Consider the following 24208-nt stretch of genomic DNA (forward strand, 5'->3'; position numbering starts at 1 on the left):
GCCGTTCATGCTATAATAATAAGGAAACAGAAAAAAGCAGCCATTGTTGGCTGCTTTTTTCCGGCTTGCCAATTCATTCATGCTGGAGTGAGCGATCATGGCGAAACGAAAGCGACAAAAAAAAGGAAAGCCGCCAAAGAAGCAGCCATGGACGGAGGCGATCCGTTTTGAATTGATCGGCCTCGGGCTGTTGGCTGTTGCCGTTGTGGCGATGGCCCGTCTCGGGCTTGTCGGGGAAACGCTCGTGCTCGTCAGCCGCTTTTTTTTCGGCGAATGGTACATGCTATTAGTGGGCGGTTTATTCATTTTATCGTTTATCCTGATGTGGAAGCGGGAGTGGCCGTCATGGGCGAGCCGCCCGTTTGTCGGCGCCTCCGTCATTGCAGCGGCGCTCTTGTTGTTAAGCCATGGGAAGCTGTTTGAACTCATGTCGCGGCGCGGTGAACTCGACCCAAGCGTCATTCGCACGACATGGGCGCTGTTTTGGAACGAAGCGAATGGCAAGGAGGCCGCTGTCGATTTGGGGGGCGGGATGGTCGGCGCCTTGTTGTTTGCCGCCAGCTACCAGCTGTTTGATGCGCTTGGGACGAAATGGATTTGTTTTCTGTTGTTCGTTGTCGGCTTCATCGTACTGACGGGAAAATCGCTGCGTGAAACGGTCGGCAGACTGATCGTCTTGGCGGCGGCGTTTATGCGTCAGGAATGGCTAGCGTTTGTTGCGGATATGAGGCAATGGTTGGCAGGACGAAAGCGGCGGGCCAACGCCGGACGAAACCGGCGTTCGCGGCGGGCGGCCGCCCGGCCCGAAGATGAGCCGGGTGAAGCCGGCGCTGCTGAATCGGAGGACGAGCTGCTTTCGCCGCCGCCGATCATATCCGATTTTGCCGCCGTCCGGTCGGCGGTCGAGCCGGAAGAGGAGAAACAGCCGCCAATCGAAGGCGGCGATGGCGGGAACGGGGACGCACCGGCGCCGCCGCTGGCGTTTTCCGAGCATGAAAACACCAACTATGATTTGCCGCCGCTTGAGCTTCTCAGCCTGCCGAAACCGGCCGGACAATCGGCTGACCATGCCAACATTTACGCCAACGCACGCAAATTGGAGAAAACGTTCCAAAGCTTTGGCGTCAAGGCGAAAGTGACGCAAGTGCATCTCGGGCCGGCGGTGACGAAATACGAAGTATACCCGGACGTCGGGGTGAAAGTTAGCAAAATCGTCAGTTTAAGCGATGATTTGGCGCTCGCCCTAGCGGCGAAAGACATCCGCATCGAGGCTCCAATTCCCGGAAAATCAGCGATCGGCATTGAGGTGCCGAACGAAGAAATCGCCACCGTCTCGTTGCGCGAAGTGTTGGAAGCCGTCGAGCATACGCGGCCTGAGGCAAAGCTGTTGATCCCGCTTGGCCGCGACATTTCCGGGGAAGTGGTCGCCGCTGAACTGAACAAAATGCCGCATTTATTGATCGCCGGTGCTACGGGGAGCGGCAAAAGCGTCTGCATTAACGGCATCATCGTCAGCCTGCTTATGCGCACGAAACCACACGAGGTCAAGCTGATGATGATCGACCCGAAAATGGTGGAGTTGAGCGTCTATAACGGCATTCCTCATTTGTTGACGCCGGTCGTCACCGATGCGAAAAAAGCAGCCCAGGCACTGAAAAAAGTCGTGCAGGAAATGGAACGGCGCTATGAGCTGTTTTCCCATACCGGCACACGCAACATTGAAGGGTATAACGAACACATCCGTCAACAGAACGAGGCGGTGCCGGAACAGCAGCCGCTTTTGCCGTATATTGTCGTCATCATCGACGAACTGGCCGATCTAATGATGGTGGCATCTTCGGATGTTGAAGAGGCGATCACCCGCCTAGCGCAAATGGCGCGCGCCGCCGGCATCCACTTAATCATCGCCACCCAGCGCCCGTCGGTCGATGTCATTACCGGCGTCATCAAAGCAAACATTCCGTCGCGCATCGCCTTCAGCGTCTCGTCACAAATCGATTCGCGCACCATTTTGGATATGGGCGGGGCGGAAAAACTGCTTGGCCGCGGCGACATGCTGTTTTTGCCGATGGGGGCCTCGAAGCCGGTGCGCGTCCAAGGGGCGTTTGTATCCGACCAAGAAGTCGAAGAGGTCGTTCAGTTTGTCATCAGCCAGCAACAGGCGCAATACTATGAGGAAATGATCGTTCAAGAGGGCGAGGCGAACTCTCCGGCACTTGAGGATGATCTGTACGAAGAAGCCGTCCGCCTTGTCGTCGAAATGCAAAGTGCCTCTGTGTCGATGTTGCAGCGCCGCTTCCGCATTGGCTACAACCGGGCTGCCCGCCTCATCGACGCCATGGAAGAGCGCGGCGTCGTCGGCCCGTATGAAGGAAGCAAGCCACGCGCTGTTCTTTGGTCAAAAGAAGATTTCAAAAAGACGTCATAAACAGGAAAACAGGCAGGTTCCTTTTACCTGCCTGTCCAACAGTATAGCATATTGGAAGCGCTGCCGGTCATATTTCTTTTTTTTCGACAAAAATGGATTATCCCTATTTATTTGCCGGGTAAAAAATGTTATAGTAATCTCGAAAAGGTTATATGTCTAATGTCAGAGGTCTGATCTCATGGGAAATGCGTAACGTGGAGGACGTTGTCATGTCAATCAAATCAGACAGTCGCCATCTTTATTTGCAAGTCATTGACCGCATTAAACACGATATCGAAACTGGAGTGTACAAAGAAAAGCAAAAGCTTCCATCCGAGTTTGAGCTCGCCAAGCAGCTCGGCGTCAGCCGGGCGACGCTGCGGGAAGCGCTGCGGGTGCTTGAGGAGGAAAATATCATCATCCGCCGCCATGGCGTCGGGACGTTTGTCAATGCCCGACCGCTGTTTACGTCCGGCATCGAGCAGCTCACAAGCGTCACCGACATGATCCGCCAAGCCGGGCGCAAACCGGGCACGATTTTTTTGTCTTCCTCTATCCAACAGCCGACCGAAGACGATATGCGCCGCTTTCAATGCCGGACGGATGATGAGATTTTGCTGATCGAGCGGGTGCGCACCGCTGATGGGGAGCCGGTCGTCTATTGCCTTGATAAAATTTTATGTAAATATTTGCCGAGAGGCATTTCGTATGAGCATGAGTCGCTGTTTGAAAACTTGCACAATCAGGCACACCGCGATATTGCCTATGCCGTTGCGCGCATTGAACCGCTCGGCTACCACGAAAAAGTGTCGCCGATTTTGCAATGCGATCCGGAGACGGCCTTGCTTGTGCTCAAACAAATGCATTTCGATAAAAATGACGAACCGATTTTTTATTCAACGAACTACTTCCGCTCCGACAAGTTCAGCTTTCATGTCATGCGGAAACGGTTCGGTTTTTAAGGGGGTGAAATCAGTACATAGAAAGAGAACGGAAGTTTCATACTAATTAGGAACAAATTTTTCAAGCAGGGGGTAATGGAGCATGAAAAAGCGATTCGGCTGGGCACTCTCCGTTCTGTTCGCCGCCGGCACGCTGCTTAGCGCCTGTGGCCAAGATGGCGGCAACGCGGGAGGCAATAATCAAGAAGATACGTTCAGCGTTGCCATGGTCACGGACGTAGGCGGCGTCGACGACCGATCGTTCAACCAGTCGGCTTGGGAAGGGTTGCAAAAGTTCGGGAAAGATAACGGCCTCGAAAAAGGGCGCGGCGGTTATGACTATTTGCAATCCACGAACGATGCCGATTATCCGACAAACTTAAACAAACTTGTGCGCAGCGACTTTGACTTGATTTACGGTATCGGCTATTTGATGGGGGATGCAGTGAAAGAAGTCGCGGAGCAAAATCCGAAAAAACACTTTGCTATTGTGGATACAGTTGTGGATGCCCCAAATGTCGCCAGCATTACGTTTAAAGAGCATGAAGGGTCGTTTCTTGTCGGCGTTGTGGCCGGGCTGATGACGAAAACGAATAAAATCGGCTTCGTTGGCGGAATGGAAATTCCGTTGATTGAGAAATTCGAAAGCGGCTTCCGTGCCGGTGTCAAAGCGGTCAACCCGAAAGCGACTGTCGAAGTGCAATATGCTGGAGCGTTTAACCAAGCCGATAAAGGGAAGGCGATCGCCTCGAGCATGTACGCTTCCGGCATTGATATTATTTACCACGCGGCCGGAGGAACCGGAAACGGCGTCTTTTCAGAAGCAAAAGACTTGAAGAAGAAAGATCCGAACCGCGAAATTTGGGTCATCGGCGTCGATAAAGACCAAGCGCCGGAAGGAGAAGTGAAAGTCGGCGACAAGACGTACAATGTGACGCTCACCTCGATGGTCAAACGAGTCGACGTAGCTGTTTATGATGTCGCCAAACGGGCGCAGGCTGGCGATTTCCCGGGCGGCCAAACAATTGAGTATGGCTTGCCGGAAAACGGGGTCGGCATTGCCCCGACGCAAGACAACATCCCGGACAATGTGCTAAAAGCGGTGGATGAATGGAAGGAAAAAATCGCCAATGGTGATGTGAAAGTGCCGTCGAGCCGGAAAGAGTACGAACAATTTGCGGCAACGGTTAAATAATGAAAGTGGAAAAAGGCTAGTGCGCGCCGCTAGCCTTTTTCAAAATCATGAAATGAAGGGCGGCCGTTTGGCTGCCGCCTCTCATTTTGTGATTTTGACCTTGCCGAAGTAGGGAGTGAATTACTTGGAATACGTGATTGAAATGCTCAATATTCGCAAAGTATTCGGCACGTTTGTCGCCAACGACAACATTACACTGCAGGTGAAAAAGGGGGAAATTCACGCCCTTCTTGGTGAAAACGGCGCCGGCAAATCGACGTTGATGAACGTGCTGTTTGGTCTCTATCAGCCGGATGGGGGCGAAATCCGTGTCAAAGGGAAACCGGTGCGCATCACTGACCCGAATGTCGCCAACGACCTCGGCATCGGGATGGTGCATCAACACTTTATGCTTGTTGATACGTTTACCGTAACGGAAAACATCATTTTAGGCAGTGAGCCGACACGGGCGGGAACGATTGACATCAAGCGGGCTGAACAGGAAGTGCGTGAACTGTCGGAGCGGTATGGGCTGGCGGTGGATCCGACAGCGAAAATTGCCGATATTTCCGTCGGTATGCAACAGCGCGTCGAAATTTTAAAGACGCTCTATCGCGGCGCGGACATTTTAATTTTTGACGAACCGACAGCGGTTCTGACGCCGCAGGAAATCCGCGAGCTCATCGAAATTATGCGCACGCTCGTCCGCGAGGGAAAATCGATCATTTTAATTACGCACAAGCTCAAAGAAATTATGGAAGTGTGCGACCGCGTCACCGTTATCCGCCGCGGCAAAGGGATCGCGACGCTTGAGGTCGCCGAAACGAATCCGAACGAACTGGCCGCGCTCATGGTTGGCCGCGAGGTGCAGTTTACGACCGAGAAAAAGCCGGCTGAGCCAAAGGCGCCGGTGCTTGAAATCGAGAATTTGGTCGTGAAAGATGCCCGCGGCATTCCTGCTGTAAACGGCCTGAGTTTGACGGTGCGCGCCGGGGAGATCGTCGGCATTGCCGGGGTTGACGGCAACGGGCAAACCGAGCTGATTGAAGCAGTTACCGGCCTTCTGAAAGTGGAATCCGGTACGGTGAAGCTCAATGGCCGCGATATTACAAATTTATCACCGCGCCGGATTATGGAAGCCGGCGTCGGCCATATTCCGCAAGACCGGCATAAGCACGGGCTTGTCCTCGATTTTCCGATCGGTGAAAACATGGTGCTGCAAGCGTATTACAAGCCGCCATATTCGAAGCGGGGCGTGCTGAACTTTAAAGCGATCTATGACAAAGCACGCCAACTCATTCGCGAATTTGATGTTCGCACACCGGATGAGTATACGAAAGCACGGGCGTTATCCGGCGGCAACCAGCAAAAAGCGATCATCGGCCGTGAAATCGACCGCAACCCAGATTTATTGATCGCTGCTCAGCCGACAAGGGGGCTTGATGTCGGGGCGATTGAGTTTATCCATAAGCGGCTCATTGAGCAGCGTGATCAAGGGAAAGCGGTGTTGCTTGTATCGTTCGAACTCGATGAAGTGATGAACGTCAGCGACCGGATCGCCGTTATTTATGAGGGGAAGATTATCGCCATCGTTGATCCGAAAGAAACGACGGAACAGGAACTCGGGCTGCTGATGGCCGGAAGTAAACGGAAGGAAGCAGGTGTGTCGTCATGAGGTCGAATCGTCTTCAGCAGTTTTTGATTCCGCTGTTGGCCGTTCTGCTCGGCATGATCGTCGGCTCGATCGTCATGCTCGCAAGCGGCTACAATCCGGTCGCTGGCTTTGGCTCTCTCATATACGGAGCGTTTGGCGATGCGTATTACATCGGAGAAACAATCCGCCAGACGACGCCTTATATTTTAACGGGGCTGGCGGTAGCTTTCGCCTTTCGCACCGGCTTGTTTAACATCGGGGTCGAAGGGCAGCTGATCGTCGGCTGGCTCGCCGCCGTTTGGGTCGGGGTGTCGTTTGACTTGCCGAAGGTCATCCACTTGCCGCTTGCCATTTTGGCCGCTGCACTCGCCGGGGCGCTTTGGGGGCTGATTCCGGGCGTACTAAAGGCGTATGTAAAAGTGCATGAAGTCATCATCACGATTATGATGAACTATATCGCTTTGCACGTGACGAACGCGATCATCCGTTCCGTGCTGTCCGATGAGGGCTTCAAGTCCGATCCGGTCAAGGAGAGTGCCTCGCTCCAATCGGAGTTTTTGGAAGCCATTACGTATCACTCGACGGTGCATTATGGCATTTTGATCGCCATTGCTGCTGCGTTTGTCATGTGGTTTTTGCTTGAAAGAACGACGAAAGGATTTGAGCTGCGGGCGGTCGGATTCAACCAGCATGCTTCACAGTACGCTGGCATGAACGTGCGCGCCAACATTATTTTAGCCATGGTCATCTCCGGAGCGTTTGCGGGCGTGGCCGGGGCGATGGAAGGGCTCGGCACGTTCGGCAATATTTCGACGAAAGCCGGGTTTACCGGCCTTGGATTTGACGGCATCGCCGTCGCTTTAATCGGCGGCAACAACGCGTTTGGCATTTTGCTTTCCGCCTTGCTGTTTGGCGCCTTGAAAGTCGGGGCGCTGGAGATGCCGTCAGGCGCCGGCGTGCCAACCGAACTCGTCGATATTATTATCGCGCTCATTATTTTCTTTGTCGCATCGAGCTATATGATCCGTTGGCTGTTATCTCGTTGGCAAAAGGGGGCGGAGTAAGTGAGCGTATATGACGTGTTGCAAACGATTATTCCAACAGCGATTTTCTTTGCTGCTCCCCTTATTTTCACCGCGCTTGGCGGCGTGTTTAGCGAACGGTCCGGCGTTGTCAATATCGGGCTCGAAGGGCTGATGATCATCGGTGCGTTTGTCGGCATTGTCTTTAATCTAACGTTTGCCGACCAGCTCGGTTCATTGACGCCATGGCTCGCCTTGGCAGCAGCCATCGTGGTCGGCGCATTGTTTTCTTTGTTGCATGCCGTCGCTTCGGTCACGTTTCGCGCCGACCAAGTCGTCAGCGGAGTGGCGATCAACTTTTTGGCGCTTGGCTTGTCACTGTTTTTAGTGAAAAAAATGTACGGCAAAGGACAAACTGATCAAATTCAAGTCGGATTTGACAAAATTGATGTACCGATATTAAGTGATATTCCGGTCATTGGTCCGCTGCTGTTTTCCAACGCATATGCGCCGTCGTATATCGCTGTTTTGCTGGCGTTTCTGTCTTGGTACATCATTTACAAAACCCCGTTTGGCCTCCGGCTGCGCGCCGTCGGCGAGCACCCGATGGCGGCTGATACGATGGGGATTAACGTTACGCAAATGCGCTATATTGCCGTGATGATCAGCGGGGCGCTCGGCGGGCTGGGCGGTGCGGTGTATGCGACGATCATCTCCCGCGATTTCAGTCATGCCACCATTTCCGGGCACGGGTTTATGGCGCTTGCGGCCATGATTTTTGGCAAATGGCATCCGATCGGCGCGCTGGGGGCGGCGCTGTTTTTTGGGTTGGCACAAAGTTTAAGCATCGTCGGACAAACGATTCCATTTTTGCAAAACGTTCCGACCGTCTACTTGCTTATTGCCCCTTATGTGCTCACGATTTTAGCGCTCGCCGGCTTCATTGGCCGCGCCGAAGCGCCGAAAGCGGCCGGCACGCCATATGTGAAAGGAAAACGGTAAGAAAACGGGCTGTCCGTAAGTAAACGGGCAGCCGTTTTTTTTTGTTGTTCCGGCCGGGAAGCGGGGTGGATTTATTTGCATTTTCCGCTTGGCAAAAGGTATATTGTTGATAAGACATCTCACAATAAGCATACCGTCCACTTTCTGAAGGAAAAGGAGGAGTTTGATTGGTCGATGAAAAAGTGACAGCGGTTGGACCGGTTCGTGTCCATACGATTTCGACTGATAAGTACAAAACGAATACGCTCGTTTGGAAAATGAAAGCGCCGCTTGCCAAGGAGACGGTGACGCTGCGCGCGCTGCTTCCGTACGTCTTGCAAAGCGGCACGGCTGATTACCCGAGCGTCAAGGCGCTGCGCACTTACCTGGATGAGCTGTACGGCGCGACGCTGAACGTCGATTTAACTAAAAGAGGTGAAGACCATATTATGACGGTCCGCATTGATGTGGCGAATGAACGGTTTTTGCCGGAGCAAACGCCGCTTCTAGAGAAAGCGCTTCAACTGCTCGCCGATCTCTTGCTCCGCCCGGTGCTCGAGGGCGGCCGGTTTGTTGAGGACATCGTCGCCCGGGAAAAACGGGCGCTAAGCCAGCGCATTCAAGCGGTATATGATGATAAAATGCGCTATGCGAGCATGCGCCTCGTTCAAGAAATGTGCAAAGGTGAACCGTACGCCCTCTCGCCAAACGGTGAGCTCGAGGATGTTGACACCATTACAGCGGAGCGGCTGTACCGGTATTACGAGCAGGCGTTGGCTGAAGATGAGCTTGATTTGTATGTCATCGGCGACGTCGATGAGGAAGCGGTGCTCGCCGCTGTCAAGCAACGTTTCTCCTTACCGGACCGCCTGCAGCCGGCGCGGGCGCCGCTTGCTTCCGCCAAAGCGCGGGGGGAAGTGAACGAAGTCATCGAGCGGCAAGACGTAAAACAAGGAAAATTAAACGTCGGCTATCGGACTAACGTGACGTACGAAGATGACGATTATTACGCCTTGCAGCTGTTTAACGGCATTTTCGGCGGTTTTTCCCATTCCAAGTTGTTCATCAACGTTCGCGAGAAAGCGAGCCTCGCCTATTATGCCGCCTCGAGGCTTGAAAGCCATAAAGGGCTGCTCATGGTCATGTCCGGCATTGAGCCGGCCAATTACGAGAAGGCGCGCTGCATCATTGACGAACAAATGCAGGCGATGAAAAACGGTGATTTTACGGATGAAGAAATGGCACAAACGAAAGCGGTCATCCGCAACCAGTTGCTTGAGACGCTCGATACGCCGCGCGGGCTTGTCGAAGTGCTGTACCATAACGTCGTCTCAACGCGGAAACGCCCGCTGAACGAATGGCTTGCCGGCACGGACAGTGTGACGCGCGAGGATGTCGTGCGCGTCGCCGAAAAGGTGGTGCTCGATACGGTGTACTTTTTGACCGGAATGGAGGGGGCGACGGAAGATGGAAAAGCGGGTGTATGAAACGCTGCAAGAAGCGCTGTTTTATGAAAAAATGGACAACGGCCTTGATGTTTACATCTTGCCGAAAAAAGGGTTTCATAAAACGTATGCAACGTTTACGACGAACTACGGTTCCGTCGACAACCAGTTCGTCCCGCTCGGAAAAACGGAAATGAAACGCGTCCCGGATGGCATCGCCCATTTTTTGGAACATAAGTTGTTTGAAAAAGAGGACGGTGACGTGTTTCAGCAGTTCAGCAAACAAGGCGCTTCGGCGAACGCCTTTACGACGTTTACCCGCACCGCCTATTTGTTTTCAAGCACCGACAACATTGAGAAAAACTTAGAAACGTTAATGGACTTTGTGCAGACGCCGTATTTTTCCGACAAGACAGTCGAAAAAGAAAAAGGCATCATCGGTCAAGAAATCCGCATGTACGACGACAATCCGGACTGGCGTGTTTACTTTGGCGCCATCGAAAGCATGTACCATAACCATCCGGTTAAAATCGACATCGCCGGCACGGTTGAATCGATCGCCGAAATTACAAAAGAGCTGCTGTATGAATGTTACGAAACGTTTTATCATCCGGGCAACATGCTGTTGTTTGTCGTCGGTCCGGTCGACGAGCAAAAAGTGATGCAGCAAATCCGCGATAATCAGGCGAAAAAATCGTTTTCGCGGGCGCCGGAAGTGAAACGGTTTACGTACGAAGAACCGGGCCATGTCGCAGAAAAGAAAAAAATCATCCCCATGCATGTGCAGACGAATAAATGTTTTGTCGGCATTAAAGCGCCGTCCGTGCCAAACAGCGGCGAACAAAAACTCCGGCATGAACTCGCGTTTCACGTGCTGCTCGACTACTTGTTTGGCAAAAGCTCGCCGCATTACGAACGGCTGTACCGCGAAGGGTTGATTGACGATACGTTTATGTACGATTATACGGAAGAGCGTGAATTTGGCTTTGCCCTTGTCGGCGGCGACACGAGAGATGCGGAGCGGCTCGCGGCAGAGGTGCAGGAAGTGCTGCGGTCGTTTTCCACCGGACAGGTGCAAAAAGAGGAAATTGAGCGGGTGAAAAAGAAAAAAATCGGCGCCTTTTTGCGCGCGCTCAATTCGCCGGAATACATCGCCAACCAGTTTACGCGCTATGCGTTTTATGGTGCGAGCTTATTTGATATTTTGCCGGCGCTCTCGTCGCTTACACTTGACGATATTGCTGCTGTCGCCGCCTCATGTTTCCGCGACTCGCAAATCGCCGTTTGTGAAGTTGTGCCAAAAGGGCAATGATGGCATCCTTCATGAGAAGGATGCTTTTTTGCGGCAAAGGAAGGGGAGAACGTTCAATGAACTACGCGTTAATCACCGGCGCTTCGGGCGGAATCGGGCAGAGCATCGCCCAAGAACTCGCCAAAGATGGCTACGGGCTCTTTCTTCATTACTACCGACGGCGGGCGCCGGTCGAAGCGCTGCGGGAAGAACTGGCGGATACGCACATCATCCCGCTCGAAGCCGACTTGTCCGCGCCTGGCGGGGTCGAGGCGCTCCTTTCGCAAATCGACCGCCCGGTGGACGCCATCATTTATAACAGCGGGGCGAGCTATTATGGATTGCTGACTGATATGAACGATGAGCTGATCGAGCGGATGGTGCGCCTTCATGTGACAAGTCCGGCGCAGCTCGTGAAAAAACTGCTTCCGCCGATGATTTCAAAAAAACGGGGCCATATTGTGTTTATTTCATCGATTTGGGGACTTTGCGGCGCCTCATGTGAAGCGGTGTATTCGATGGTGAAAGGCGGGCAGAATGCGTTCGCCAAAGCGCTGGCCAAAGAGCTCGCCCCAAGCGGCATCCGCGTCAATGCCGTCGCCCCTGGGGCGATCGCTACCGATATGCTCCGGTCGTTCAGTGCCGAGGAGCTTCAAGCGTTGGCGGATGAAATCCCAGCCGGCCGATTCGGCACCCCCGGCGAAGTGGCCAAAACAGTGGCGTTTCTTTTATCCGACGCCGCTTCGTACATCACCGGCCAAGTCATTTCTGTCAACGGCGGTTGGCATTGCTAAACGCATATTTTCCGTTCAGACAGGCAAACTAACCTTGAAACGTTCATCAAGGAGGGAATGCACATGTCGGTATTGGATAACTTTGAGCAATGGAAAGGATTTTTGGCGGATCGGCTTCAGCAAGCACAGCAACAAGGACTGAGCCAGCAAGTGATCACGGACGTCGCCTATCAAATCGGTGATTATTTGGCGAGAAACGTCGATCCGAAAAACCCGGAGGAACGGGTGTTGGCCGATCTCTGGAAAGTTGCTGATGAAAAAGAACAGCACGTTCTTGCCAACATGATGGTGAAGCTTGTCCAACAAAAATAACAACCGGAAGAGAGGGGAATCCCTCTCTCTTTTTTTCTCCCCCTTTTCAGTTGCTTTTCCATTCGCGATTATAGTAGTATGAACTTAGCATAAAGCGTTCGTGCGGACACCGACAAGGGAGGAGACGGGATGGGCAAGCAGGAATGGTACTTGGAGTATGAAATTCATGTCAACCGCCCCGGGCTGTTAGGTGACGTCGCATCGCTGCTCGGCATGTTGTCGATCAACATCGTGACGATCAACGGCGTCCGGAATTCGCGCCGCGGCATGCTGCTTCTTTGCGACAACAACGAGCAAATTGAGCGGCTGGCGACGATTTTGCGGACGATGGACAACATTACGGTGACGAAGCTGCGCCAACCGAAGCTGCTTGACCGTCTGGCCGTCCGCCATGGCCGTTACATCCAGCGCGATGCCGACGATAAAAAAACGTTCCGCTTTGTCCGCGACGAACTCGGACTGCTTGTCGATTTTATGGCGGAACTGTTTAAAGAAAAAGGGCATAAGCTTGTCGGCATTCGCGGAATGCCGCGCGTCGGCAAGACGGAGTCGATCGTCGCCGCCAGCGTGTGCGCCAATAAGCGATGGCTGTTTGTATCATCGACGCTGATCAAACAGACGATCCGCACCCAGCTGATGGAGGATGAATATAGCGAGGACAACATTTTCATCATTGACGGCATCGTCTCGACGCGCCGGGCGAATGAGCAGCACTGGCAGCTCGTTCGCGAACTGATGCGCCTTGAGGCGACGAAAGTCGTGGAACATCCGGACATTTTTGTTCGCCATACGGAATATACGCTTGACGATTTTCATTATATTATCGAGCTGCGCCATGAGCCGGACGAAGATATTTCCTACGAAGCGATCGAGCGCCCGTCCTTGTTGGGCGGCGACGGCTTTTCTGAATTTGGGTTTTAATTAAAAAATGGAAGGTGTTGGCCGTTGACGGAATTAGGAAAACGTTTGCGGGAAGCGCGGGAGGAAAAGCAAATTAGCTTGGACGAACTGCAAGAGATGACGAAAATTCAGAAGCGGTATTTGATCGGCATCGAGGAAGGAAATTACGCCATCATGCCGGGCAACTTTTATGTGCGCGCCTTCATCAGGCAATACGCCGAGGCGGTCGGCCTCGACCCGGACGAGCTGTTTGAACAATATAAGCAAGACGTTCCGCAATCTTATGAGGATGATCTTCCGCAGCCGCTGTCGCGCGTGAAAACGCGTCAGCAGCTTTCTGCCGAAGGGACGAAATGGCTCGACTGGCTGCCGAAACTGGCCGTCGCGGCAGTCGTCGTCGGGGCGGCTGTGCTTGTTTGGGTGCTGCTCCAGCGCGGCACAGCGAGCGAGCCGCCGGCGCGGACAAGCCCGGAGACGGCGGAGGTCGAAAGCTCGAAAAACTCGCCGCTTGAACAGGCGAAGGAAAAAGAAGAAGCAGCGAAGAAGGCGGAAGAAAAGAAAAAACAACAGGCTGAGCAGCCGACTCCTGAAGACAAACCGGCTGCGCCGGTGACGGCGCTGAACGTGACGGAAAAACGCGGCAACACAGCGACGATTGAAGTGAACAACCCTGCTTCATTTTCGATTGAACTCACGTCGAAAGGAACATCGTGGATTGAGGTGTACAACACGAAAGGCCATTCCTTTTATGCCGGCAATTTGACAAGCGGGCAAACGAAAACGTTCGACTTGTCAGCGGAAAGTGAAGTGTGGGTGAAAATCGGTCGCACGCTCGATGTCGACATGAAGGTAAACGGCCAGCCGTTTGCCTATCCGTTTGCCCCGAAAGACGAAGTGTACCAAAAGCTTCGTTTCATCCTAAAAAAATAATGGCAAAGGGCGGCTTTTTGGGAGAAAAGAAGCCGCTTCTTTGTCCGGATCGATGTTGAACTAGCGGAGGTATTCGTTGTGAACTTGCCGAATAAAATTACGGTAGCGCGCATTATGCTCATCCCATTTTTCTTAATCGTCATGCTTGTCCCGTTCGGGTGGGGAAGCGTCCGCATCGCCGGGGTGGAGCTTCCGGTCGCTCATCTCATCGGAACCCTCGTTTTTATTGTCGCTTCAACAACTGACTGGATTGACGGCTACTACGCCCGCAAGTACGGACTCGTCACCAACTTGGGCAAGTTTTTGGATCCGCTCGCCGATAAGCTGCTTGTATCGGCGGCGCTCATCGTGCTCGTTGAGCTCGGGGCCGCGCCGGCTTGGATGGTGATCGTCATCATCAGCCGCGAGTTTGCCGTCACCGGCCTGCGGCTTGTGCTCGCCGGCGAGGGGGAAGTTGTCGCTGCCAACGTGCTTGGAAAAATTAAGACGTGGACGCAAATTGTGGCGATCTCCGCCCTTTTGCTGCACAACTTTCCGTTTTCACTCATTCCGTTTCCGTTCGCCGATATCGCGCTTTGGGTGGCGGTCATTTTCACGATCTGGTCCGGTTGGGATTACTTTGCCAAAAACAAACACGCTTTTTCCCACTCGAAATAGCCGGCCGAAAAAGGGGGAGAACGTTTGGTGAATGCGGAGATTATTGCTGTCGGCTCGGAACTGCTGCTCGGACAAATTGCCAATACGAACGCTCAGTTTTTGTCGCAACAGCTCGCCGGCCTTGGCATTAACGTCTATTTTCATACGGTTGTCGGCGACAATGCCGGCCGTCTCGAACAAGCGGTGAAAACCGCGCAAACGAGAGCGAACCTCATCATTTTCACCGGCGGGCTCGGCCCGACGAAAGACGATTTGACGAAAGAAACGATCTCCCGCCTGCTCGGCCGCCGGCTCGTGACCGATGAGGAAGCGCTGCGGGCGATTGAGGCGTTCTTTGCCCGCACGAACCGGCCGATGACAGAAAACAATAAAAAACAGGCGCTCATCTTGGAAGGGGCGGCCGTGCTGAAAAACGAGCACGGCATGGCGCCAGGGATGGCGTTGACGGTTGACGGCATTACATACATGTTGCTGCCGGGGCCGCCGAAAGAAATGCAGCCGATGTTTACGAAATACGGCGCCCCCTTTTTGCGCGGCGTTTTTTCGCTTTCCGGGCGCATCGAATCGCGCGTCCTCCGCTTTTTTGGCATCGGCGAGTCGGCGCTTGAGACGGCGCTCGCCGACTTGATTGACGCCCAGTCGAATCCGACGATCGCCCCGCTCGCAAACGACGGCGAGGTAACGCTCCGTCTGACGGCAAAACATCAGGATCAAGCGGAAGCCAAGCGGCTGCTCGATGAGGCGGAAGCCGCCATTTTGACGCGCGTCGGCCGTTATTGTTACGGATATAATGATGAAACGCTGTTTACAAAGACATTGGAACGGTTAAAAGAAAGAGGGTGGACAATCGCCGCGGCGGAAAGCTTGACCGGAGGCCTGTTCCTTGAGCAGCTGACGGCCGTGCCGGGGGCGTCGGCCGCCGTGAGCGGCGGCGTTGTCTGCTACACAAACGGCGTAAAAGAACACCTCCTTGGCGTGCCGCGGCCGCTGTTGGAGACGAACGGAGCGGTAAGCGAACCGTGCGCCCGTCTGCTCGCCGAGAACGTGCGCACGATGTGTGATGCCGATGTCGGCATCAGCTTCACCGGCGTCGCCGGCCCCGATCCGCTCGAAGGCCATCCGCCGGGCACCGTGTATGTCGGCATCGCCATACGCGGGCGCGACACCACCGTCCACCGCCTCGCATTATCCGGCACACGTGATGCCATCCGCACCCGCACCGCCAAATACGGCTGCTTTTTCTTGTTGGAGACGCTTGCGGCCGGCCGTTGACCGGCTGCTCCCCTTCTTGAATCCACCACCGCATCCATCGTTTTTTCCACCGCATTCGCATGGCGATCGTTGCTAGTTTCTCCATCGAAAAAACGAATAAACGTTCGACTTTTTGCTTGGCAACGGCCGCAAAACGCGATATAGTATAAGTAGCCCTAGAATAAGGAGGAGTAGATGAGTGAACCAAGATCGTCAAGCTGCCTTGGAGCAGGCGTTAAAACAAATTGAACGACAGTTTGGCAAGGGGGCCATTATGAAGCTCGGCGAGCAAGTCGAGCGCAAAATCTCGACGGTGCCGAGCGGTTCGTTGGCGCTTGACATCGCGTTAGGCGTCGGCGGCTACCCGCGCGGGCGGATCGTCGAAATTTACGGGCCGGAATCGTCCGGGAAAACGACCGTTGCCCTTCACGCGATCGCGGAAGTGCAAAAGCGGGGCGGGCAGGCAGCCTTCATCGACGCGGAGCACGCGCTCGACCCTATTTATGCCCAAAAGTTAGGAGTCAATATTGATGAGTTGCTGCTTTCCCAACCTGATACGGGCGAGCAGGCGCTCGAAATTGCTGAAGCGCTCGTGCGAAGCGGTGCGGTCGATATCATCGTCATCGACTCGGTAGCGGCGCTCGTGCCGAAAGCGGAAATTGAGGGGGAGATGGGCGACGCCCACGTCGGTTTGCAAGCGCGCCTCATGTCGCAGGCGCTTCGCAAGTTGTCCGGCGCTATTAACAAGTCGAAAACGATCGCCATCTTCATCAACCAAATCCGCGAGAAAGTCGGCGTCATGTTCGGCAATCCCGAGACGACGCCGGGCGGACGGGCGCTCAAGTTTTACGCTTCCGTCCGTTTAGAGGTGCGCCGCGCCGAGCAAATCAAGCAAGGCAACGACATGGTGGGCAACAAAACGAGAATCAAAGTCGTCAAAAACAAAGTGGCTCCGCCGTTTAAAACAGCTGATGTGGACATTATGTACGGCGAAGGCATTTCCCGCGAAGGGGAAATCCTTGATATGGCGTCAGAGCTGGATATCGTGCAAAAAAGCGGCGCGTGGTATTCGTACAAAGACGAGCGGCTCGGCCAAGGGCGGGAAAATGCAAAACAATTTTTGAAAGAAAACCCGCATATCGCCGAGGAGATCGCCCGCGCCATCCGCAGCCATTACGGCATCGATGCCGGCGAGACGGGCGGCGAGCCGGTGCAAGACGAGTTTGGGTTGCTTGAAGAATAACCGACAGAGGGCGTCCTGGCATGGCTGGGCGCCTTCTTTCAGCTTCCGAAACAGAACGAATGTTCGTTGTTTCTTGGCAGAATATGCTGGGAGATGATGAAATCCCGTGCGGGTAGTTCTGTTTCATTTCGTATTTTACGAAAAAGAAGGAACGGGATGCCCCGCGTGCCGCGGCTTGAGAGAGCGCTTGTGTAATATCTTGACAATTCCTACTGCCGCCTTTACAATGAACATGTATATTTGTCCATATACACGGCAGGGCCATACGCCCGCCCGGAAAGGCGAATCGCCTTCGTGCGGCCAAATCCGTACGGGGAATGCCAAGTAACATGACCGAGCCAATGCGTTGAAAACGGGAATGTCCACCTGCGCCGGACGGTTGGAGACAACAGTGGCGCGAAGAAAGAGCGAAAGAAAACTGAACAGCAAGAGGAGGTGAAACGATGGGTTCGATCATCATCTCCGCTTTGCTTGCCTTAGTCATTGGTGCCGTTGTTGGCTTTTTTGTTCGCAAATCGATTGCCGAAGCAAAAATCGGTGGGGCGAAAGCAGCTGCCGAGCAGCTGATTGAAGAGGCGAAACGCGCGGCGGACGCCTTGAAAAAAGAGGCGCTTCTCGAAGCGAAAGACGAGATTCATAAACTGCGCACGGAAGCGGAGCGCGACATCCGCGACCGGAGAAGCGAGCTCCAAAAACAAGAAAACCGCTTGATGCAAAAGGAGGAAAACCTCGACCGCAAAGATGAAGCGCTCAATAAACGCGAGGCGTTGCTCGAAGCGAAAGAAGAAGCGTTAAATGAAAGACAACAGCATATTGAACAAATGGAAAGCAAAGTGGAAACGCTCGTCAAACAGCAGCAAACCGAACTCGAACGCATTTCCGGATTGACGCGCGATGATGCGCGTCAGCTCATTTTAGAGCGCGTCGAAAAGGAACTGTCGCATGAGATTGCGATGATGGTCAAAGAGGCGGAAACGCGGGCGAAAGAAGAGGCGGACAAGCGGGCCAAGGCGGTTTTGTCGCTCGCCATCCAGCGCTGCGCGGCCGACCATGTCGCCGAAACGACCGTCTCTGTCGTCAACTTGCCAAACGACGAAATGAAAGGACGGATCATTGGGCGCGAAGGACGGAACATCCGTACGCTTGAGACGCTGACCGGCATCGATTTAATTATCGACGATACGCCGGAGGCCGTCATTTTGTCCGGATTTGACCCGATTCGCCGCGAAACGGCGCGCATTGCACTAGATAAGCTCGTGCAGGACGGCCGCATCCACCCGGCTCGCATTGAAGAAATGGTTGAGAAAGCGCGCCGCGAAGTCGATGAACACATCCGCGAGGTCGGCGAACAGACGACGTTTGAAGTCGGCGTCCACGGCTTGCATCCGGACTTGATCAAAATTTTAGGACGGCTCAAGTTCCGGACAAGCTACGGACAAAATGTCTTAAAACATTCGGTGGAAGTGGCGTTTTTAGCCGGACTGATGGCGGCTGAGCTCGGAGAAGACGAGATGCTGGCGCGCCGGGCCGGCTTGCTTCATGACATCGGCAAGGCGATCGACCATGAAGTGGAAGGAAGCCATGTGGAAATCGGCGTCGAGCTGGCGACGAAATATAAAGAACACCCTGTTGTCATCAACAGCATCGCCTCCCACCATGGCGACACTGAGCCGACATCGGTCATCGCCGTGCTTGTCGCGGCGGCGGACGCGCTGTCGGCGGCGCGGCCGGGGGCGCGCAGCGAAACGCTCGAAAACTATATCCGCCGCTTAGAGAAGCTTGAGGAGATCGCGGAATCGTACGAAGGGGTGGAAAAATCGTACGCCATCCAAGCCGGGCGCGAAGTGCGCATTATGGTCAAACCGGATATGATCGACGATTTGGAAGCGCACCGGTTGGCGCGCGACATCCGCAAACGGATTGAAGAAGAGCTTGATTACCCGGGCCATATTAAGGTGACGGTCATCCGCGAAACGCGGGCGGTCGAATATGCGAAATAAAGTGGCAGCCTATTGCCACTTTATTTTTTTGTCCGTAAAATAAGAGAGTATACCGATCGCCCGATGGCCTTCGTCGTGGCGATACTTTCGATTTAGAAAGGGATTGATGATGAAAATTTTATTTATCGGTGATGTCGTCGGTTCGCCGGGGCAAAAAATGGTCGAGCAGTATTTGCCCAAATTAAAGGAAAAGCACCGGCCGGATGTCGTTATCATTAACGGCGAAAACGCCGCCGGAGGGAAAGGGATCACCGAGGCGATTTACCGTTCACTGCTTGCGCAAGGCGTCCATGCTGTCACTCTCGGCAATCATGCCTGGGATAAGCGCGATATTTTTGAATTCATTGACCAGGCGAAAAGGTTGATTCGCCCGGCGAACTATCCACCGGGCACGCCGGGAAAAGGCATCGTTTACGTGCCGACCGAGCATGGCGAGGTAGCGGTCATCAACTTGCAGGGGCGGGCGTTTTTGCCGGCGATTGACTGTCCGTTTCAGAAGGCGGACGAATTAATCGCCGCTGCCTCTGTGCGCACGCCGGTCATCATCGTTGATTTCCATGCCGAAGCGACGAGCGAAAAACAGGCGATGGGCTGGTACTTGGACGGCCGCGTGTCTGCGGTCATCGGCACGCATACACACGTCCAAACGGCTGATCACCGCATTTTGCCGAAGGGAACGGCGTACATTACCGATGTCGGCATGACCGGTCCGTACGACGGCATTTTGGGCGTCGATCGGGAGGCGGTATTGCGCAAATTTTTAACTGGGCTGCCGGTCCGTTTCGACGTCAAAGAAGGAAGAAGCCAGTTGAATGCCGTGCTTGTTAATATTGACGCCAAAAGTGGGCGTGCGCTCCGCATCGAGCGCTTCATCATTAACGATGACCATCCGTATTTTGAATAGTTTATTTTTTATAAATTTTTAAAAACATGCTCCTCCCGGGCAGGAATAGTTGCCAAAGCAGTGAATATAGTTACAGTGAAGACATTTTACCGAAATCCATTTTCCAAGGAAACGAGGGAGGAGCTAGAAATGGAAATATTAAAAGTTTCAGCAAAATCGAATCCGAACTCTGTAGCTGGTGCACTTGCCGGAGTGCTGCGCGAGCGCGGCGCGGCGGAAATTCAGGCGATCGGCGCAGGTGCATTAAATCAAGCCGTTAAGGCAGTAGCGATCGCAAGAGGGTTTGTGGCACCAAGCGGCATGGACTTGATTTGCATTCCGGCATTTACGGATATTATGATTGATGGGGAAGAGCGGACAGCGATTAAATTAATCGTCGAACCTCGTTAACTGGATGAGCGGCAAATGGTAAAATATAACCTGTTGGCGCCTTCACTCGCGAAGGCAGGCAGGTTATTTTTGCTTTTTAAGGGGGAAAACGAATGATTTTTGATGCTCATTGTGACGCACTGATGAAACTATGGCAAGACCGGTCATTGTCGTTTCAAGATGGGCCATCGCTTCATGTTACGCTTTCGGGAATGACGGAAGCCGGGGTGAAAGTGCAATGCTTTGCTATTTACATACCGGAAACGGTGCCGGAAGAGGCCCGGTTCACGGCGGCGCTTGAGATGGCGGATATTTTCTTCACCCGCATCGTTGAGGTGTTTCCGTCTGTGAAAGTTGTGCGGACGAAACGGGACATCGCCTCCCTTCAAGAAGGGGAGATCGGCGCGATGTTGACGCTCGAAGGATGTGATGCGATTGGCGCCAACCTTGTCAAGTTAAAGACGCTCCTTCGTCTCGGCGTCGCCTCCGTCGGCTTGACATGGAACTTTCCGAACGCTGTCGCTGACGGGGCGTGGGAGAAGCGCGGCGCCGGGTTGACGGCGTTCGGCCGGCAAGTTGTCGAGCTGCTCAATGAAATGAAGCGATGGGTCGATGTGTCCCATTTATCGGAAAAGGCGTTTTGGGATGTAGTGGAGACGGCCCGTTTCCCGATCGCTTCCCATTCAAACGCCCATCGCCTCTGCCCGCACCCGCGCAACTTGACGGATGAACAAATTAAGGCGCTGATTGAAAAAGACGGGATGATCGGCATCAATTTTGTCCCGTACTTTTTAACGAAGGACAAACGGAGAGCAACGGTCGCTGATGTGCTTCGCCACCTCGACTACGTATGCGCGCTCGGAGGGACGAACAACGTCGGGTTTGGTTCCGATTTTGACGGCATTGCGGAGACGGTGGCCGGCCTTGAAGCCGTCAAGGAGTACACCCGGCTTGTTAATGAGTTGTACAAGCATTACTCCGCTGAGCAAGTCGACCGCTTTTTGTTCCGCAATTTTTATGACCATTTGCCGGAGTGATAAATATCATTGAATATAGGCTTTGATTCATCCTAGAATAAAAGGCGGAACGCTGACTGCATTGGAAAAATATAATTGTCGGGTGGGAGACGGCGAAAAATGTAGTCGCTTTGTCAGAAAAATGATACAATAATACCGAGAGGCTGTAGTGAACATAAAGGGGTGTAAAACATGATCGAACAGCTGTCATGGAAAGTAGGCGGCCAGCAAGGGGAAGGGATTGAAAGCACAGGGGAAATTTTCTCCGCGGCGCTGAACCGCCTCGGGTACTATTTATACGGGTACCGCCATTTTTCTTCCCGCATTAAGGGGGGACATACGAACAATAAAATCCGCGTCAGCACGAAACCGGTGCGGGCGGTCGCGGATGATTTGGACATCTTGGTAGCGTTCGACCAAGAAACGATTGATTTCAACTTTCACGAGTTGCACAGCAGCGGCATCGTCATTGCGGATGCCAAATTCAACCCGGTGATTCCCGAACGCGAAGGGGTGTCGCTTTATGCCGTTCCGTTCACCGATATCGCGACGGAGCTTGGCAACTCACTGATGAAAAACATGGTTGCCATCGGCGCGACGAGCGCGGTGCTAGGCTTAGATGCCGGCGTGTTCGAAAGCGTTGTCGCCGACACGTTCGCCCGCAAAGGGGCGCAAGTCGTCGAAAAAAATATGGAAGCGATCCGCGCCGGGGCACAGTACATGAAAGAGAAGCTGGACGGGCGCGCTGAGCCTATGAAACTGGCAAAAGCGGACGGCAAACAGCGGATGTTTATGATCGGCAACGATGCCATCGCTTTGGGGGCTCTTGCCGGTGGGGCGCGCTTTATGGCCGCATATCCGATTACTCCGGCTTCCGAAATTATGGAATATTTGATTAAAAAACTGCCTGATTTCGGGGGTACGGTCATTCAAACGGAAGACGAAATCGCCGCTTGCACGATGGCGATCGGCGCCAACTATGCCGGAACCCGGGCGTTTACGGCTTCTGCCGGACCGGGGCTGTCGCTCATGGCTGAAGCGATCGGCTTAGCCGGAATGACGGAAACACCGCTCGTTGTCGTCGATACGCAGCGGGGAGGCCCGAGCACCGGCTTGCCGACGAAGCAGGAACAATCGGACTTGCTTGCGATGATTTACGGCACGCACGGGGAAATTCCGAAAATCGTGATGGCGCCGAGCACCGTCGAGGAAGCGTTTTACGATATGGCAGAGGCGTTGAACTTGGCGGAGGAATACCAATGTCCGGTCATTTTCTTGTCGGATTTGCAGCTGTCGCTCGGCAAACAGACGGTCGAACCGCTTGACTACGATCGGATCGAAATTCGCCGCGGCAAGCTCGTGACCGGGGAATTGCCGCCGCTTGCCGGCAAGGACAACTTCAAGCGATATGAGCTGACACCGGACGGCATATCGCCACGGGTGTTGCCGGGGACAAAAGACGGCATCCATCACGTCACCGGGGTCGAGCATGCCGAAACGGGCCGCCCGTCGGAAACAGCAGCAAATCGTCAGGCGCAAATGGAAAAACGGCTGCGCAAACTCGAACACGTCCACTTCCCAACACCGGTGCATACGCGCATCCGCCATGAAGAGCCGGATTTGCTTCTTGTGGGCTTTTTATCAACGCGCGGAGCGATCGAGGAAGCGCTTGAGCGTCTCGAGCAAGACGGCGTCAACGTCAACCACGCGCACATCCGCCTGCTTCATCCGTTCCCGGTTGACGACATGCGGCCGCTTGTCGAGAAAGCGAAACGGGTCGTTGTCATCGAGCAAAATGCGACCGGACAATTGGCAAGCCTGCTGAAAATGAATGTCGGGCATGCCGATAAAATCGCCAGCGTCTTGAAATTTGACGGCAATCCATTCCTGCCAGGCGACGTTTATACCAAATGTAAGGAGTTGTTAGCACAATGGCCACCTTTAAAGATTTCCGCAATGATGTGAAGCCAAACTGGTGCCCGGGCTGCGGCGATTTTTCCGTGCAAGCCGCCATCCAGCGCGCTGCCGCCAACTTGGGGCTTGAGCCGCACCAGCTGGCTGTCATTTCCGGAATCGGCTGCTCAGGCCGCATTTCCGGTTACATTCACGCCTACGGGTTTCACGGCACGCACGGCCGCGCTTTGCCGCTCGCCCAAGGAGTGAAAATGGCGAACCGCGACTTGACGGTCATCGCCGCCGGCGGCGACGGCGATGGATTTGCGATCGGCATGGGGCACACGGTTCACGCCATCCGCCGCAACATCGACATCACGTACATCGTCATGGACAACCAAATTTATGGGCTGACGAAAGGGCAAACATCGCCGCGCAGCGCCGCCGGATTTAAAACGAAAAGCACGCCGCAAGGGTCGATCGAACCGGCTTTGTCGCCTCTTGAAATCGCGTTAAGCGCCGGGGCGACGTTTGTTGCGCAAAGCTTTTCAAGCGATTTAAAAGAGCTGACAAGCTTGATTGAAGAAGGCGTCAAACATAAAGGCTTTTCGCTCATCAACGTCTTTAGCCCGTGCGTTACGTACAATAAAGTAAACACATATGAATGGTTTAAAGAGCATTTATTGAAAGTGAACGACATTGAAGGATACGATCCATCCAATCGGGAGATGGCGATGCAAACGGTGATGAAATATAACGGGCTCGTCACCGGGCTGATTTACCAAAATAACGAGCAAAAGTCGTACCAAGAGCTTGTCCCCGGTTACAGCGAGACGCCGCTTTCTGAAGCGGATTTGAAACTAAGCAAAGAAAAATTTGCTGAACTGGTCGCGGAGTTTATGTAAAAATGGAAATGATTCACGCCCGATGGGGACTTGCCTCATCGGGTGTTTTTTTGCTATTATAACATGTTCCGGACATCCGGAACAAAAACCATTGTGTTTCATTGTCACCCGCGATATAC

The 24208-nt window shown here is 53.8% G+C and carries 21 protein-coding genes; all 21 read left to right on the forward strand.

Annotation, left to right across the window (positions count from 1 at the left end):
• The first annotated feature begins 97 nt into the window (after positions 1–97).
• Positions 98–2428: an FtsK/SpoIIIE family DNA translocase gene (locus ACTVDO_RS07660; protein WP_020959406.1), complete on the forward strand. Its 2331-nt coding sequence runs from the start codon at positions 98–100 to the stop codon at positions 2426–2428.
• 209 nt (positions 2429–2637) lie between these two features.
• Complete coding sequence (locus tag ACTVDO_RS07665) at positions 2638–3369, forward strand: GntR family transcriptional regulator (RefSeq protein ID WP_020959407.1); 732 nt, start codon at positions 2638–2640, stop codon at positions 3367–3369.
• Between the two features lie 82 nt (positions 3370–3451).
• Positions 3452–4543, forward strand: coding sequence for a BMP family lipoprotein (locus ACTVDO_RS07670; RefSeq protein WP_442901292.1), 1092 nt, complete (start codon positions 3452–3454; stop codon positions 4541–4543).
• 124 nt (positions 4544–4667) lie between these two features.
• Positions 4668–6197: an ABC transporter ATP-binding protein gene (locus tag ACTVDO_RS07675; RefSeq protein WP_020959409.1), complete on the forward strand. Its 1530-nt coding sequence runs from the start codon at positions 4668–4670 to the stop codon at positions 6195–6197.
• Complete coding sequence (locus tag ACTVDO_RS07680) at positions 6194–7240, forward strand: ABC transporter permease (protein WP_020959410.1); 1047 nt, start codon at positions 6194–6196, stop codon at positions 7238–7240. Before ACTVDO_RS07675 ends, ACTVDO_RS07680 begins: the two co-directional genes overlap by 4 nt.
• Positions 7241–8200 carry an ABC transporter permease gene (locus tag ACTVDO_RS07685; RefSeq protein ID WP_442901293.1) on the forward strand — a complete coding sequence of 320 codons (960 nt, stop codon included), beginning with the start codon at positions 7241–7243 and terminating at the stop codon, positions 8198–8200.
• A gap of 167 nt (positions 8201–8367) precedes the next feature.
• Positions 8368–9666 carry an EF-P 5-aminopentanol modification-associated protein YfmF gene (yfmF, locus tag ACTVDO_RS07690; protein ID WP_442901294.1) on the forward strand — a complete coding sequence of 433 codons (1299 nt, stop codon included), beginning with the start codon at positions 8368–8370 and terminating at the stop codon, positions 9664–9666.
• Positions 9647–10936, forward strand: coding sequence for an EF-P 5-aminopentanol modification-associated protein YfmH (gene yfmH / locus ACTVDO_RS07695; protein ID WP_020959413.1), 1290 nt, complete (start codon positions 9647–9649; stop codon positions 10934–10936). The genes yfmF and yfmH overlap by 20 nt, the downstream gene beginning before the upstream one ends.
• A gap of 56 nt (positions 10937–10992) precedes the next feature.
• Positions 10993–11709: an elongation factor P 5-aminopentanone reductase gene (gene ymfI, locus ACTVDO_RS07700; RefSeq protein ID WP_020959414.1), complete on the forward strand. Its 717-nt coding sequence runs from the start codon at positions 10993–10995 to the stop codon at positions 11707–11709.
• 63 nt (positions 11710–11772) lie between these two features.
• A complete protein-coding gene (locus ACTVDO_RS07705; protein ID WP_020959415.1) occupies positions 11773–12021 on the forward strand; it encodes a DUF3243 domain-containing protein in 249 nt (82 codons plus the stop codon).
• A 129-nt stretch (positions 12022–12150) separates the two neighbouring features.
• Positions 12151–12942, forward strand: a complete 792-nt coding sequence (locus ACTVDO_RS07710) for a DUF3388 domain-containing protein (protein ID WP_442901295.1) — start codon at positions 12151–12153, stop codon at positions 12940–12942.
• A 24-nt stretch (positions 12943–12966) separates the two neighbouring features.
• A complete protein-coding gene (locus ACTVDO_RS07715) occupies positions 12967–13851 on the forward strand; it encodes a helix-turn-helix domain-containing protein (RefSeq protein WP_442901296.1) in 885 nt (294 codons plus the stop codon).
• Between the two features lie 78 nt (positions 13852–13929).
• Positions 13930–14508: a CDP-diacylglycerol--glycerol-3-phosphate 3-phosphatidyltransferase gene (gene pgsA / locus ACTVDO_RS07720; RefSeq protein WP_020959418.1), complete on the forward strand. Its 579-nt coding sequence runs from the start codon at positions 13930–13932 to the stop codon at positions 14506–14508.
• A gap of 27 nt (positions 14509–14535) precedes the next feature.
• Positions 14536–15780 (forward strand): competence/damage-inducible protein A, encoded by a 1245-nt coding sequence (locus ACTVDO_RS07725; RefSeq protein WP_041267878.1) that lies wholly within the window; start codon positions 14536–14538, stop codon positions 15778–15780.
• Positions 15781–15958: 178 nt separating this feature from the next.
• Complete coding sequence (gene recA / locus ACTVDO_RS07730) at positions 15959–17002, forward strand: recombinase RecA (protein WP_442901297.1); 1044 nt, start codon at positions 15959–15961, stop codon at positions 17000–17002.
• A 443-nt stretch (positions 17003–17445) separates the two neighbouring features.
• Positions 17446–19002: a ribonuclease Y gene (gene rny, locus ACTVDO_RS07735; protein ID WP_020959422.1), complete on the forward strand. Its 1557-nt coding sequence runs from the start codon at positions 17446–17448 to the stop codon at positions 19000–19002.
• A 109-nt stretch (positions 19003–19111) separates the two neighbouring features.
• Positions 19112–19906, forward strand: a complete 795-nt coding sequence (locus ACTVDO_RS07740) for a TIGR00282 family metallophosphoesterase (protein ID WP_020959423.1) — start codon at positions 19112–19114, stop codon at positions 19904–19906.
• Between the two features lie 129 nt (positions 19907–20035).
• Positions 20036–20296 carry a stage V sporulation protein SpoVS gene (gene spoVS / locus ACTVDO_RS07745; protein WP_008878506.1) on the forward strand — a complete coding sequence of 87 codons (261 nt, stop codon included), beginning with the start codon at positions 20036–20038 and terminating at the stop codon, positions 20294–20296.
• 92 nt (positions 20297–20388) lie between these two features.
• Complete coding sequence (locus ACTVDO_RS07750) at positions 20389–21312, forward strand: dipeptidase (RefSeq protein WP_020959424.1); 924 nt, start codon at positions 20389–20391, stop codon at positions 21310–21312.
• Positions 21313–21483: 171 nt separating this feature from the next.
• Complete coding sequence (locus ACTVDO_RS07755; protein ID WP_020959425.1) at positions 21484–23256, forward strand: 2-oxoacid:acceptor oxidoreductase subunit alpha; 1773 nt, start codon at positions 21484–21486, stop codon at positions 23254–23256.
• A complete protein-coding gene (locus tag ACTVDO_RS07760) occupies positions 23223–24089 on the forward strand; it encodes a 2-oxoacid:ferredoxin oxidoreductase subunit beta (RefSeq protein WP_442901298.1) in 867 nt (288 codons plus the stop codon). The genes ACTVDO_RS07755 and ACTVDO_RS07760 overlap by 34 nt, the downstream gene beginning before the upstream one ends.
• The last annotated feature ends 119 nt before the right edge of the window (positions 24090–24208 follow it).

Origin of the sequence: Geobacillus sp. BK01, assembly GCF_052220245.1 — a bacterium.
In the GTDB taxonomy this organism is placed as follows: Bacteria; Bacillota; Bacilli; order Bacillales; family Anoxybacillaceae; genus Geobacillus.

Excerpts from the sequence above, each read along its gene's own strand:
- ACTVDO_RS07705 (WP_020959415.1), top strand. The coding sequence starts at position 11,773 with ATGTCGGTATTGGATAACTTTGAGCAATGGAAAGGATTTTTGGCGGAT.
- ACTVDO_RS07680 (WP_020959410.1), top strand. The coding sequence starts at position 6,194 with ATGAGGTCGAATCGTCTTCAGCAGTTTTTGATTCCGCTGTTGGCCGTT.
- ACTVDO_RS07760 (WP_442901298.1), top strand. The coding sequence starts at position 23,223 with ATGGCCACCTTTAAAGATTTCCGCAATGATGTGAAGCCAAACTGGTGC.
- ymfI (WP_020959414.1), top strand. The coding sequence starts at position 10,993 with ATGAACTACGCGTTAATCACCGGCGCTTCGGGCGGAATCGGGCAGAGC.
- ACTVDO_RS07755 (WP_020959425.1), top strand. The coding sequence starts at position 21,484 with ATGATCGAACAGCTGTCATGGAAAGTAGGCGGCCAGCAAGGGGAAGGG.
- ACTVDO_RS07740 (WP_020959423.1), top strand. The coding sequence starts at position 19,112 with ATGAAAATTTTATTTATCGGTGATGTCGTCGGTTCGCCGGGGCAAAAA.
- ACTVDO_RS07660 (WP_020959406.1), top strand. The coding sequence starts at position 98 with ATGGCGAAACGAAAGCGACAAAAAAAAGGAAAGCCGCCAAAGAAGCAG.
- ACTVDO_RS07670 (WP_442901292.1), top strand. The coding sequence starts at position 3,452 with ATGAAAAAGCGATTCGGCTGGGCACTCTCCGTTCTGTTCGCCGCCGGC.
- ACTVDO_RS07710 (WP_442901295.1), top strand. The coding sequence starts at position 12,151 with ATGGGCAAGCAGGAATGGTACTTGGAGTATGAAATTCATGTCAACCGC.
- ACTVDO_RS07750 (WP_020959424.1), top strand. The coding sequence starts at position 20,389 with ATGATTTTTGATGCTCATTGTGACGCACTGATGAAACTATGGCAAGAC.
- spoVS (WP_008878506.1), top strand. The coding sequence starts at position 20,036 with ATGGAAATATTAAAAGTTTCAGCAAAATCGAATCCGAACTCTGTAGCT.
- ACTVDO_RS07665 (WP_020959407.1), top strand. The coding sequence starts at position 2,638 with ATGTCAATCAAATCAGACAGTCGCCATCTTTATTTGCAAGTCATTGAC.
- rny (WP_020959422.1), top strand. The coding sequence starts at position 17,446 with ATGGGTTCGATCATCATCTCCGCTTTGCTTGCCTTAGTCATTGGTGCC.
- yfmH (WP_020959413.1), top strand. The coding sequence starts at position 9,647 with ATGGAAAAGCGGGTGTATGAAACGCTGCAAGAAGCGCTGTTTTATGAA.